A 12,505-nucleotide genomic window follows, 5' to 3' on the forward strand; every position below is an offset into this window, starting at 1 on the left:
GGCCAGGGTCGTTGGAGCCGTGCCGGGGCTGATCGCCGACAAGCCGAGCATCACCCGCACTCACCGCCTTGACCGACATCAATACGCCATCCATGCCCGCAGTCCATGATCCCCTGTGGACATGCGCAAGGATGCACAACGATGAGCCGATACGCCCCCCGAATCTTCGCCACCGCGCTGCTCGCCCTGCTCGTGGCAGCCGGAGGGCTGGGGTACTGGAAGTCGCTCCACGACCAGCTGCCCGAAGGCCTGAGCATGGGCAACGGCCGCCTCGAAGCCACCGAGGTGCAGATCGCCAGTAAAATCCCCGGCCGCCTGGCCGAAGTACTGGTCGATGAGGGCGATAGCGTAACCTGCGGCCAGCTACTTGCCCGTATCGACACCCGCACCATGGAGGCCCAACGCACCCAGGCCGAAGCCGAAGTGCTCCGCGCCCGGGAAAACTACGCCGCCGCCCAGGCCAGCGTGCAACTGCGGCAAAGTGAATTGCTGCTGGCCAGCCAAGAGCTCAAGCGCGTGCGCGAAATCTTCCAGCGCAAATACGCCAGCCAGCAACTGCTCGACCAGCAGCAGGCGCGCTTCGATACGGCCAACGCTGGCGTGGTCGCTGCCCGCGCCCAACTGGCCGCGATCAAGGCGGCCATCGGCGCCGCCGAAGCCCAGGTCGCCCAGCTGACCAGCGAAATCGACGACAGCAGCCTGCGCGCGCCAATCAACGGCATCATTCAACTGCGCCTGGCCGAACCCGGCGAGGTACTCGGTGCCGGGGGTCGTGTGCTGATGCTGATCGACCCGAGCGACCAGTACATGAACCTCTATCTGCCCGCCTCCACCAGCGGCCAGCTGACCGTCGGCGACCAGGCGCGGATTGTGCTCGATGCCCTGCCAGAGCGCGCCCTGCCGGCCAAGGTGGCATTTGTCGCGGCCAAGGCACAATTCACCCCGAAGCAGGTGGAAACCCGCGACGAGCGGCAGAAGCTGGTGTTTCGGGTGAAGCTGCGGCTGAGCGACCCCGGTGCCGTACCGCAGGCCAAGCCGGGCATGCCGGGGGCCGGCTATGTACGCACGGCCGAGGTGGACTGGCCGGCTAACCTGCAATGAGCGCCCCGGCACTGCTGGCCGAGGGCATCCGCCACCAGTACGGCGACCAGGTCGCCCTGCATACCCTCGGCTTCGGCCTGCCTGCAGGCACCCGCTGCGCGCTGATCGGCCCGGACGGGGCAGGCAAATCGACCCTGCTGGGGTTGATCGCCGGGGTAAAACGCCTGCAAGCCGGCGAACTGCAAGTGCTGGGTGGCTCGATCCGCCAGCGGCGCCACCGCGCGGCGCTGTACCCGAAAGTCGCGTTCATGCCGCAAGGGCTGGGCAACAACCTGTACCCGGAACTGTCGATCAGCGAGAACATCCGCTTTTTCGCTACCCTGTTCGGCCTGGGCCGCAGCGAGTGCGAGCAGCGCATGGCCAACCTGCTGCAAGCCACCGACCTGCTGCGCTTTGCCGAGCGCCCGGCCGGCAAGCTGTCGGGCGGCATGAAGCAAAAGCTGGGCCTGTGCTGCGCGCTGATCCACGAGCCGGACCTGCTGATCCTCGACGAGCCCACCACCGGCGTCGACCCGCTGTCGCGGCGGCGATTCTGGGAACTGGTGGAACAGGTGCGCGCGCAGCGCCCGCAGCTGACCTTGCTGGTGGCTACCGCCTACATGGAAGAAGCGCAGCAGTTCGAACATTGCCTGATGCTCGATGGCGGCCGCCTGCTGGCCGCAGGCCCCAGCCACGAACTTGCCGCGGTCACCCCCAGCGGCAAGCTCGACGACGCCTTCACCCACTACCAGGGCGCGGGCAAGGCGCTACACCCGCCGCTGGTCATCCCGCCGCGCCCGGCCACCGATGGCCCGATCGCCATCGAGGCCCACGACCTGACCCTGCGCTTTGGCGACTTCACTGCGGTGAACAAGGTCAGCTTCGCCATCGGCCGCGGGGAGATCTTCGGCTTCCTGGGGTCCAACGGCTGCGGCAAGACCACCACCATGAAAGTGCTCACCGGCCTGATGCCGGCCAGCGAGGGTAGCGCCAGCCTGCTGGGCCGCCCGGTGGACGCCAGTGACCTGGCCACGCGCAAGCGGGTCGGTTTCATGTCGCAGAGCTTCTCGCTGTATGGCGAACTCAGCACCCGGCAGAACCTGGCCTTGCATGCCCGCCTGTTCGACCTGCCCAAGGCCGAGAGCGCCCAGCGCATCGATGAGCTGATCGAACGCTTCGACCTCGCCGGCATCGCCGAGCAACCGTCCGCTGCCCTGCCCCTTGGCCTGCGCCAGCGTCTTTCACTGGCGGTCGCGGTGCTGCACCGGCCTGAAGTGCTGATCCTCGATGAGCCAACCTCCGGCGTCGACCCGGCTGCCCGAGATGACTTCTGGCGCCTGCTGGTCGAGCTGTCGCGCGAACAGGGCGTGACCATCTTCCTCTCCACACACTTCATGAACGAGGCCCAGCGCTGTGACCGCATTTCGCTGATGCACGCCGGCCGGGTACTGGCCTGCGACACGCCTGACGCCCTGCAACGCCAGTACCAGGGCAGCACCCTGGAAGACGCGTTCGTGCGCTGCCTGGAACAAGCCCAGGACCTCGCGCCACAAGCCACCGGCAATACCGTGCTGGAGCAGGCTGCCACGGCCGCGCCCCCCCTGCGCCGGGGCTTCAGCTTGCGCCGGCTGCTGGCGGTGGCCAGCCGCGAGGGCAAGGAGTTGCTGCGCGACAAGGTGCGGCTGGCCTTTGCCCTGCTGGGTGCACTGTTCATGATGGTGATTTTCGGCTACGGCATTTCACTGGATGTGGAAAACCTCGCGTTCGCCGTACATGATCAGGACCAGAGCCCGCAAAGCCGGGCCTACCTCGAAGCCTTCCGCGGCTCGCGCTATTTTGCAGAGCAGCCGGCTATCCGCGACAGCCGCGACATGCACCAGAGGCTGCAGCGTTCGGAAATCAAGCTGGCCCTGGAGATCCCGCCCGGCTTTGGCCGCGACCTGTACGCCGGGCGCCAACCGGTGGTGGCAGCCTGGCTCGATGGCGGCATGCCGTTCCGCGCCGAAACCAGCCGCAACTACGTCGAAGCCGTGCACCAGGCCAACCTTGAGCAATTGGCCAACGCCAGCCCACAGCCTCAGCCACGCCAGGCCCCGGTGCGCCTGGAAACACGCTTGCGCTACAACCAGGACGTGGTCATCGTGAACGCCATCGGCCCCGGTGTGATGGCGCTGATCCTGGCCTTCATACCCGCCATGCTCACGGCGCTCGGCATCGTCCGCGAGAAAGAACTCGGCTCCATCACCAATTTCTACGCCACACCCCTCACCCGCCTGGAATTCCTGCTGGGCAAGCAATTGCCCTACCTGGCCGTAAGCCTGGTCAACCTGGCCCTGCTGGTTACAATGAACCGATGGCTGTTCGCCGTACCGCTCAAGGGCAGCATGCTGGCCCTGGCCTGTGGCGGCGTGGCCTACCTGCTGGCAACCACCAGCCTGGGCCTGCTGATCTCGGCCTTCACCCGCACGCAGATCGCGGCCATTCTGGGCACCATGATCATCACCAGCCTGCCGACCATCCAGTTTTCCGGCCTGATCGTGCCGCGCTCGTCGCTGGACGGCGCGGCGGCAGTAATGGGCCAGTTGTTCCCGGCGGGGTATTTCCTCGACATCGCGGTCGGCACCTTCACCAAGGCGCTGGGCCTGCGCGAGCTGTGGCCGCAGTGCCTGATCCTGCTCAGCTTCTTTGCCGTGTTTATCGGCCTGAGCCTGGCCATGCTGAAGAAGCAGGAGGCCTGACATGTCGCGCCTGAACCACACCCTGCGCCTGGGCCTGAAAGAACTGACCAGCCTGCGCCATGACAGCGTACTGCTGCTGTTTCTGCTGTACGCCTTCAGCGTGGCCATCTACATGCCCGCAGCCGGCTCGGTGATCGGCGTGCACAACGCCAGCGTCGCCGTGGTGGACGAAGACCACAGCCAGCTTTCGCGCAAGCTCGCCGAAGCCCTGCAGCCGCCGGAGTTCCAGACCGCCGTGCCACTGCCTGCCGGGCACCTGGACCAGGCCATGGACAGCGGCCAGTACACCTTCGTCATCAACATACCGGTCAACTTCCAGAGCGACCTGCTGGCGGGGCACTCGCCAGAGCTGCAGATCAACGTCGATGCCACCGCCATGAGCCAGGCATTCATGGGCGCGGGCTATATCGGCCGGATCTTCGAACGCGAACTGCTCGACTACAGCCAACGGACCAACACCCAGAGCCCGGTGCTGATCAACGCCAAGGCCCTGTTCAACCCCAACCTGGAGGGCGGCTGGTTCCTGGCAGTGATCCAGATCGTCAACAACATCACCATCCTGGCGATCATCCTCACCGGCACCGCGCTGCTGCGTGAGCGTGAGCACGGCACCCTCGATCACCTGCTGGTGCTGCCGCTGACCGCGCTGGAGATCATGCTGGCGAAGATCGGCAGCAACGCACTGGTGGTGGTGATCTGCACCTGGATTTCGCTGGTGGTGGTGGTGAAGGGGGCGCTGGGCGTACCGCTGTCCGGCTCGATGGGGCTGTTCCTGGCCGTGACTGCGCTGTACCTGTTCGCCGGTACCGCGCTGGGTATCTTCCTCGCCACCCTGGCGCGTTCAACGCCACAGTTCGGCCTGCTGGCGATCCCGGTGATCATCCCGATGCTGTTGCTGTCCGGCGGCAGCACGCCGCTGGACAGCATGCCGCAGTGGCTACAGTGGGTGATGCAGGGGTCGCCGTCGACGCACTTCGTGAGCCTGGGCGCCGCGATCCTGTTCCGCGACGCCGGCTGGGCGGTGGTGTGGCCGGATATTCTGGCACTGGCCTTGATCGGCCTGGTGTTCTTCAGCGTGGCGCTGGCCCGGTTTCGGCGTAGCTTGGCTTCCTGAAGACTCGACGTCGGCTACGTTGAAACGGGCATATCTGGTGGCACAAAGACAAAGGGCGCCTTTCGGCGCCCTACTCACAGACAGGTGGGCTTGTCACCGCCATACACCTGCCCGGCTCTGTGATTGCTGGTTGGACCAGGATCCGCAGAGTCTTGCAAGCCCCTTTCGGGAACGCGCTGATTATCGACCACCATGCGTATCACTGACAACAGACGGCACTGTTGCTGGATATTCACGGTTCACTGCACAATCAGGTTGTTGAACAACAGGTCTTCAACGATCGGCTTGCCCTCTTCTGCTTCCAGCACCTGCTGCACCTGCTTCAGGGCCTCCTGGCGCAGGTGCTCCTTGGCCTCGACGTTGCTCATGCTGTCCACGGTCTGCTGGGTGAACAAGGCTACCAACTGGTTGCGGATCAGGGGTTCGTGAAATTTCACCGCCTTGGCCGCTTCGTCACCGGTCACGCGCAAGGCGACGTCGGCCTTGTACACGCGCAGCCGTGGGCCGCCGTCGAGGGCATAGTTGCCGACAAAGGGCGGGCTCAGGGTGATGTAGGCGACCTTGGGCGCCCCTTCCTTGGCTTCCTCGGCCATGGCCGCAGCCGGCAGCAACAGCGCCAGCACCATCAAGATCCACGCTTTCACGAATTCGCTCCTCAATACAATTGGCGCCAGCTTACCCAGCACTTCGCTCAAACCCAAGCCCGGGCTTATGCCGGCCCATCAGGGCGGGGCATGCTCGTTGACCCGGCAGGTGGCCCTCCTACACTTATCGGCCATTACCCGCAAAGGAATAGCCCCGATGAAAGCTGTGTTGTGCAAAACCCTGGGCCCGGCGCGCGACCTGACGCTGGAGGAGGTGGCCAGCCCGGTGCCGAAGAAAAACGAGATCCTGCTGGACGTGCAGGCGGCCGGGGTCAACTTCCCGGACACCCTGATCATCGAAGGGAAGTATCAGTTCCAACCCCAGTTGCCATTCTCCCCCGGCGGCGAAGCGGCAGGCGTGGTGGCTGCGGTCGGGGAAAAAGCGGGCGCGTTCAAGGTAGGTGACCGGGTGATGGCGCTTACCGGGTGGGGCGCGTTCGCCGAGCAGGTGGCGGTACCGTTCTACAATGTGCTGCCGATCCCGGAGAGCATGGATTTCACCACCGCTGCGGCGTTCGGCATGACCTATGGCACCTCGATGCATGCCTTGCGCCAGCGCGCTCGGTTGCAGGCTGGCGAAACCCTGCTGGTAATGGGCGCATCCGGTGGCGTCGGTTTGGCGGCGGTGGAAATCGGCAAGGCCATGGGCGCGCGGGTGATCGCAGCGGCCAGCAGTGCCGAGAAGCTGGCTGTGGCCGAGGCAGCCGGGGCGGATGAGCTGATCGACTACAGCCAGGCCAGCCTGCGCGAAGAGCTCAAGCGCCTGACTGGAGGCCAGGGCGTCGATGTGATCTACGACCCGGTCGGTGGCGAGCTGTTCGAGCAGGCAGTGCGCGGGCTGGCCTGGAATGGCCGGCTACTGGTGGTGGGCTTTGCCAGCGGCAGCATTCCCCAACTGGCGGCCAACCTGGTGCTGCTCAAGGGCGCGGCGGTGGTGGGGGTGTTCTGGGGGGCGTTTGCCCAGCGCCAGCCGGAGGATAACGCGGCCAACTTCCGGCAACTGTTTGCCTGGCATGCCGAGGGCAAGCTGAAGCCGCTGGTTTCGCAGACTTATCCGCTGGCCGAGGCCGGGGCTGCAATCGAACAGCTGGGGCAGCGGCGGGCTGTGGGCAAGTTGGTAGTACTGGCCAGGTAACGCTTGATACGCTTTTTCCTGTAAGGGCCCTATCGCCGGCAAGCCAGCTCCCACAGGTACTCCACAGCCCTCAAGGCCGGTGTAATACCTGTGGGAGCTGGCTTGCCGGCGATAGGGCCCTTACAGGTTGATCAGACTTCTCGCAGGTTATGGCAGCGCCTGAAGCGTGCCTCCAGGTTGCGATCGGGCATCTGGTGGCTGCGCAGGGCATTCAAGGTCTGCTCTACATAGTCGCGCGTGCTGCCGTAGCGCCCTTTGGCGCTGGCCAGGATCTGGCTGAGCAAGGTATCGGGCAGGTCGCCGGCATAACACGGCAAGTGCCGCTCCAGCACAAAGCCGAGCGCCTGCACCTTGCTGCCATCGCCCAACCGGCAGCTGAGCCAGTGCGGCCGGTACGCCGGGTACGGCATCTCGCGCAGCCACAGTGCCATCAGCGAGTCGTCGAGATTGCTTTCGTCCAGCCGGTAGGCGAAGCCACTGCAGGAGCCCCCTCGATCCAGGCCGAACACCAGGCCGGGGATTTCCGGGGTGCCGCGATGTTCATGTGACCACAGGTACAAGCCACGGTGATAACCATGCACCCGCGCGCGTTGACGCTCGACCGAATTGCACTCCGGGCGCCAGATCAAGGAACCATAAGCGAACAGCCACACCGGCCCGCCTTGATGGTGCGACATGGTCGTCTTCATGGAATTGAACAACTGTTCGTGAGTATGTTGCTGACCGAAGTCGAGTGTCGGAGGATATGAAACTTCCCAAGACATGTTTTCAAGTGCCGACATAAGCTGCCGCCATTATCCCTGTGAACTACAGATGTAGCGAAATGCGCTTGCGTTGCGGCTCTGGGCCGCTGCGCCAAGGGCGCTTGCTGTAACCATAGGCCAGAAATGGCGAAATACTCAAGACCTGGCGCCAGTGTTTCATTGGCGGTTCCGACGACTGGGAAATATTGTTTCGGGGACTGCGAAACTTATTGGCCAAGGCGGTAACAATTACCGCCTTATACCCACTTGTTCAAACTTCGGTTATTAACCGCGCGGTGCGTAGGCAAACACATCCGCACGCATGCGGTGCGCATCCATGCCGGCTTCGACCAGGGCGTCGAGGGTGGCGTAGATCATGTTGGGCGAGCCGCTGGCGTACACATGCACGGTGTTGAGGTCGGCAATATCCTCGCAGACCGCCTCGTGCAGCATGCCGCACCGGCCTTCCCAGCCGCACAGGTCGCTGACCACCTGGTGCAGGAACAGGTTGGGCAGGCGCTGCCACTCATCCCAATGCTCGATCTGGTAGAAATCCTCAGGCCGGCGCACGCCCCAGTACAGGTGTACCGGGTGCTTGAAACCCTGCGAGCGGCAATGCTCCAGCAGGCTGTGCATCTGCCCCATCCCGGTGCCTGCAGCGATCAGCACCAGCGGCCCATCCGGCAACTCGGCCAGGTGGGTGTCGCCAAACGGCATTTCGATACGCGCCAGGCCATCGCGCCTGAGCTGGTCGATCAGTTGCAGCGCACTCGCTTCACGCGCCAGCACGTGCAGCTCCAGCTCGCGCCCGGCGTGGGGCGCGGAAGCCAGCGAGAAAGCCGCGGGCTTGCCACCCTCGCGCTCGATCATCAGGTACTGCCCGGCGTGGTAGCGCAGCGGCTTGCCGGCAGGTGCGCGCAGGCGCACACGCCAGACGTCGCCGCCGACGTCGACGCACTCACTGACGCTGCACGCCAGCTTGCGCACTGGCAGCTCGCCCAGGGCGAGCACACCATCCCAGAGCAACACGCAGTCCTCCAGCGGTTCGGCAATGCAGGTAAACAACTCGCCATGGTCACGAACTACGCCGTCCTGGCGTACCCGGCCTTCGACCAACAATGCGGCGCAGACATGGCAATTGCCATTGCGGCAGCTGTTCGGGCAGTCATAGCCCAGCCGCCGCGCTCCATCCAGGATCCGTTCCCCGGGTTCGAGCGCCAGCACCGCCCCGGACGGCTGCAACGTTACCTGCATCAATCTATTCCCAACTGATCCCACAAGTCATCGATACGGCGGGTAACGGCTTCGTCCTTGACGATGACCCGCCCCCATTCGCGTGTAGTCTCGCCCGGCCACTTGTGCGTGGCGTCCAGGCCCATCTTCGACCCCAGCCCCGATACCGGCGACGCGAAGTCCAGGTAGTCGATCGGAGTGTTGTCGATCATTACCGTATCACGCTTGGGGTCCATGCGCGTGGTAATGGCCCAGATCACATCGTTCCAGTCGCGGGCGTTGATATCGTCATCGGTGACAATAACGAACTTGGTGTACATGAACTGTCGCAGGAACGACCACACACCCAGCATCACGCGCTTGGCGTGCCCTGGGTACTGCTTCTTCATGGTCACCACCGCCATGCGGTACGAGCAGCCTTCCGGCGGCAGGTAGAAGTCGGTGATTTCCGGAAACTGCTTCTGCAGGATCGGCACGAACACTTCGTTCAGCGCCACGCCGAGAATGGCCGGCTCATCCGGCGGCCGGCCGGTGTAGGTGCTGTGGTAGATCGGCTTGTGCCGATGGGTGATGCGCTCCACGGTGAACACCGGGAAGCTGTCCACTTCGTTGTAGTAGCCGGTATGGTCGCCGTACGGGCCCTCCGGGGCCATTTCACCCGGGTGGATCACGCCTTCCAGGATGATTTCCGCGGTGGCCGGTACCTGCAGGTTGCTGCCACGGCACTTGACCAGCTCGGTACGGTTGCCGCGCAGCAGGCCGGCAAAGGCATATTCGGAGAGGGTGTCCGGTACTGGCGTCACGGCACCGAGAATGGTCGCCGGGTCAGCGCCCAGGGCCACGGCGACCGGGAACGGCTGGCCGGGGTTCTTCTCGCACCACTCGCGGTAATCCAGAGCGCCGCCACGGTGGCTGAGCCAGCGCATGATGACCTTGTTGCGGCCGATGACCTGCTGGCGGTAGATGCCCAGGTTCTGCCGGTCCTTGTTCGGCCCGCGGGTAACGGTAAGGCCCCAGGTGATCAGCGGAGCTACGTCGCCCGGCCAGCAGTGCTGGATCGGCAATGCGCCGAGGTCGACGTCATCACCCTCGACCACTACCTCCTGGCACACCGCGTCCTTGACCACTTTCGGCGCCATCGACACGACCTTCTTGAAGATCGGCAGCTTCGACCAGGCATCCTTCAGGCCCTTCGGCGGCTCGGGCTCCTTGAGGAATGCCAGCAGCTTGCCGATTTCGCGCAGCTCTTCGACCGACTCCGCGCCCATGCCCATGGCCACGCGCTCCGGGGTGCCGAACAGGTTGCCAAGCACCGGGATGTCAAAGCCGGTGGGCTTTTCGAACAATAATGCCGGGCCCTTGGCACGCAGGGTGCGGTCGCAGACCTCGGTCATTTCCAGGACGGGGGAAATCGGAACCTGGATGCGCTTGAGCTCGCCGCGCTGTTCCAGGCCACGGATGAAGTCGCGCAAGTCGCGATACTGCATGCAGGAGCCTCGTGTTGGCCGTATCGGTCGGGGGTGCAGAGTGTAGCGCCGTTCGGCGCCTAATGGCCAAAAATGACTTGGGGCCGCTTCGCGCCCCATCGCCGGCAAGCCAGCTCCAACAGGTCCGGCACAAGCTTCAAGAGCTGCGCAGTACCTGTAGGAGCTGGCTTGCCGGCGATGGGCTGCGAAGCAGCCCCAATCAATCCGGACTTGAAACGCTTACTTGCGCTTCATGGACAGGAAGAACTCGTCGTTGGTCTTGGTCTGCTTGAGCTTGTCGACCAGGAACTCGATGGCGGCGATTTCGTCCATCGGGTGCAGCAGCTTGCGCAGGATCCACATGCGCTGCAGTTCGTCGTCGGCGGTCAGCAGCTCTTCGCGGCGGGTGCCCGAGCGGTTGATGTTGATGGCCGGGAACACGCGCTTCTCAGCGATGCGGCGATCCAGCGGCAGCTCCATGTTGCCGGTACCCTTGAACTCTTCGTAGATCACTTCGTCCATTTTCGAGCCGGTTTCGACCAGCGCGGTGGCGATGATGGTCAGCGAACCGCCCTCTTCGATGTTACGCGCAGCACCGAAGAAGCGCTTTGGCTTTTCCAGGGCGTGGGCGTCGACACCACCGGTCAGCACCTTGCCCGAGCTCGGGATCACGGTGTTGTAGGCACGCGCCAGACGGGTGATGGAGTCCAGCAGGATGACCACATCCTTCTTGTGCTCGACCAGGCGCTTGGCCTTCTCGATCACCATCTCGGCAACCTGCACGTGGCGGGTCGGCGGCTCGTCGAAGGTAGAGGCAACCACTTCGCCGCGCACGGTGCGCTGCATTTCGGTCACTTCTTCCGGGCGCTCGTCGATCAGCAGGACGATCAGGTGGCACTCGGGGTTGTTGCGGGTGATGTTGGCCGCGATGTTTTGCAGCATGATCGTCTTGCCCGCCTTCGGCGGGGCCACGATCAGGCCACGCTGGCCTTTGCCGATCGGGGCGCACAGGTCGATGACGCGGCCGGTCAAGTCTTCGGTGGAGCCGTTACCGGCTTCCATCTTCAGGCGCTTGTTCGGGAACAACGGCGTCAGGTTTTCGAACAGGATCTTGTTCTTCGCGTTTTCCGGGCGGTCGAAGTTGATGGTATCGACCTTCAGCAGAGCGAAGTAACGCTCCCCTTCCTTCGGTGGGCGGATCTTGCCGACGATGGTGTCGCCGGTACGCAGGTTGAAGCGACGGATCTGGCTGGGCGAGACGTAGATATCGTCCGGGCCGGCCAGGTAGGACGCATCGGCCGAACGCAGGAAACCGAAACCATCCTGGAGAATCTCCAGCACGCCGTCACCCGAGATCTCTTCGCCGCTTTTCGCGTGCTTTTTAAGCAGGGCGAAAATCACGTCCTGTTTGCGCGAACGGGCCATGTTTTCGATGCCCATCTGTTCGGCCATTTCCAAAAGATCGGTAATCGGCTTTTGCTTGAGTTCAGTCAGGTTCATAAGGGGAGTGACGTAATCATGTAAGAAGGGAGGATTAAGCTCTGGCTTAATGAGGCCGCGCCGCTAGATGGCGACAAGATCGCGTACTGATTCGAATTGGGATGCTTCGGCGACGGCATGTAGAGGGCACTGGAGAAGCAGTGCGAGGCCGAATGTAACACTTGCTTTTTTCTGCGTCTAGTGGTTTTGGCCGGGTAAATTATGCCCTGTGGAAGCGGGTTTACCCGTGAAGGCGGCGCGGGGCTCAACATCGAATTCGCAAGCAAACCCGCTGCCACAACCCCTGCAGGCAAAAAAAACCCCGCATCGGCGGGGTTTTTCACATCACAGGTGGGCGTCGAGGAACGCGGCCAGCTGCGATTTCGACAGTGCGCCAACCTTGGTCGCTTCGACGTTGCCGTTCTTGAACAGCATCAGCGTTGGGATACCACGCACGCCGTGCTTGGCCGGGGTTTCCTGGTTGTCGTCGATGTTCAGCTTGGCTACGGTCAGTTTGCCCTCGTAGGTGGAGGCGATGTCGTCCAGAACCGGCGCGATCATCTTGCATGGGCCGCACCATTCAGCCCAGTAGTCGACCAGCACCGGGCCTTGAGCCTGCAGGACTTCGGCTTCGAAGGTAGCGTCGGTGACGTGTTTGATCAAATCGCTGCTCATGGATATCTCCAGGGTCGTAAGCAAAAAAACGTGGCCCATCATAGCTGCACCCACGCCCTACAGGAAGTCGCGGACGATTGAGTGTAACTATAGTTGCGCAAGACGCCGCGAATCGAAACTGTCACACAAGTGTCATAGCATCGAATGGCACATTGCCTTGCATCAAGCCTTGCCGTGTCACGCGTTGGCGTCAGCCTG

General features: G+C 63.6%; 10 protein-coding genes. 4 read left to right on the forward strand and 6 right to left on the reverse strand.

Going from position 1 to position 12,505, the window contains the following annotated elements:
• The first annotated feature begins 141 nt into the window (after positions 1-141).
• Genes AC5O5R_RS26170 through AC5O5R_RS26180 form a run of 3 tightly spaced genes read left to right on the forward strand, consistent with a single transcriptional unit; the run spans position 142 to position 4,932 of the window.
• Positions 142-1,101 (forward strand): HlyD family secretion protein, encoded by a 960-nt coding sequence (locus AC5O5R_RS26170; protein WP_172219513.1) that lies wholly within the window; start codon positions 142-144, stop codon positions 1,099-1,101.
• Positions 1,098-3,818, forward strand: coding sequence for a ribosome-associated ATPase/putative transporter RbbA (rbbA, locus tag AC5O5R_RS26175; RefSeq protein WP_494514849.1), 2,721 nt, complete (start codon positions 1,098-1,100; stop codon positions 3,816-3,818). Before AC5O5R_RS26170 ends, rbbA begins: the two co-directional genes overlap by 4 nt.
• Before the next feature lies 1 nt (position 3,819).
• Positions 3,820-4,932, forward strand: coding sequence for an ABC transporter permease (locus AC5O5R_RS26180; protein WP_172287059.1), 1,113 nt, complete (start codon positions 3,820-3,822; stop codon positions 4,930-4,932).
• Positions 4,933-5,171: 239 nt separating this feature from the next.
• Here AC5O5R_RS26180 and AC5O5R_RS26185 read toward each other — a convergent pair whose 3' ends face one another.
• The gene (locus tag AC5O5R_RS26185) at positions 5,172-5,576 is read right to left on the reverse strand and encodes a flagellar basal body-associated protein FliL (protein ID WP_172232280.1); all 405 of its coding nucleotides are present in this window, start codon (positions 5,574-5,576) and stop codon (positions 5,172-5,174) included.
• A 157-nt stretch (positions 5,577-5,733) separates the two neighbouring features.
• On the opposite strand from AC5O5R_RS26185, the gene AC5O5R_RS26190 reads away from it, so the two are divergent.
• Positions 5,734-6,711, forward strand: a complete 978-nt coding sequence (locus tag AC5O5R_RS26190; RefSeq protein ID WP_494514850.1) for an NADPH:quinone oxidoreductase family protein — start codon at positions 5,734-5,736, stop codon at positions 6,709-6,711.
• Positions 6,712-6,842: 131 nt separating this feature from the next.
• On the opposite strand, the gene AC5O5R_RS26195 is transcribed toward AC5O5R_RS26190, so the two are convergent.
• From AC5O5R_RS26195 to trxA, 5 genes are all read right to left on the reverse strand, one after another.
• Positions 6,843-7,493 (reverse strand): gamma-glutamylcyclotransferase, encoded by a 651-nt coding sequence (locus AC5O5R_RS26195; protein ID WP_172287058.1) that lies wholly within the window; start codon positions 7,491-7,493, stop codon positions 6,843-6,845.
• Between the two features lie 246 nt (positions 7,494-7,739).
• Positions 7,740-8,708: a CDP-6-deoxy-delta-3,4-glucoseen reductase gene (locus tag AC5O5R_RS26200; RefSeq protein ID WP_172287057.1), complete on the reverse strand. Its 969-nt coding sequence runs from the start codon at positions 8,706-8,708 to the stop codon at positions 7,740-7,742.
• Positions 8,708-10,174, reverse strand: coding sequence for a 4-hydroxy-3-polyprenylbenzoate decarboxylase (gene ubiD, locus AC5O5R_RS26205; protein WP_172219266.1), 1,467 nt, complete (start codon positions 10,172-10,174; stop codon positions 8,708-8,710). Before ubiD ends, AC5O5R_RS26200 begins: the two co-directional genes overlap by 1 nt.
• 219 nt (positions 10,175-10,393) lie before the next feature.
• Complete coding sequence (rho, locus tag AC5O5R_RS26210) at positions 10,394-11,653, reverse strand: transcription termination factor Rho (protein ID WP_003253661.1); 1,260 nt, start codon at positions 11,651-11,653, stop codon at positions 10,394-10,396.
• Between the two features lie 324 nt (positions 11,654-11,977).
• A complete protein-coding gene (gene trxA / locus AC5O5R_RS26215) occupies positions 11,978-12,307 on the reverse strand; it encodes a thioredoxin TrxA (protein WP_009684153.1) in 330 nt (109 codons plus the stop codon).
• Positions 12,308-12,505: the final 198 nt, after the last annotated feature.

The sequence above is a fragment of the Pseudomonas sp. 8_5_2 genome, assembly GCF_059295255.1.

Coding starts and splice junctions, on each gene's coding strand:
- AC5O5R_RS26170 (WP_172219513.1), top strand. CDS start 142: ATGAGCCGATACGCCCCCCGAATCTTCGCCACCGCGCTGCTCGCCCTG.
- rbbA (WP_494514849.1), top strand. CDS start 1,098: ATGAGCGCCCCGGCACTGCTGGCCGAGGGCATCCGCCACCAGTACGGC.
- AC5O5R_RS26180 (WP_172287059.1), top strand. CDS start 3,820: ATGTCGCGCCTGAACCACACCCTGCGCCTGGGCCTGAAAGAACTGACC.
- AC5O5R_RS26190 (WP_494514850.1), top strand. CDS start 5,734: ATGAAAGCTGTGTTGTGCAAAACCCTGGGCCCGGCGCGCGACCTGACG.
- AC5O5R_RS26195 (WP_172287058.1), bottom strand. CDS start 7,493: ATGTCGGCACTTGAAAACATGTCTTGGGAAGTTTCATATCCTCCGACA.
- AC5O5R_RS26200 (WP_172287057.1), bottom strand. CDS start 8,708: ATGCAGGTAACGTTGCAGCCGTCCGGGGCGGTGCTGGCGCTCGAACCC.
- ubiD (WP_172219266.1), bottom strand. CDS start 10,174: ATGCAGTATCGCGACTTGCGCGACTTCATCCGTGGCCTGGAACAGCGC.
- rho (WP_003253661.1), bottom strand. CDS start 11,653: ATGAACCTGACTGAACTCAAGCAAAAGCCGATTACCGATCTTTTGGAA.
- trxA (WP_009684153.1), bottom strand. CDS start 12,307: ATGAGCAGCGATTTGATCAAACACGTCACCGACGCTACCTTCGAAGCC.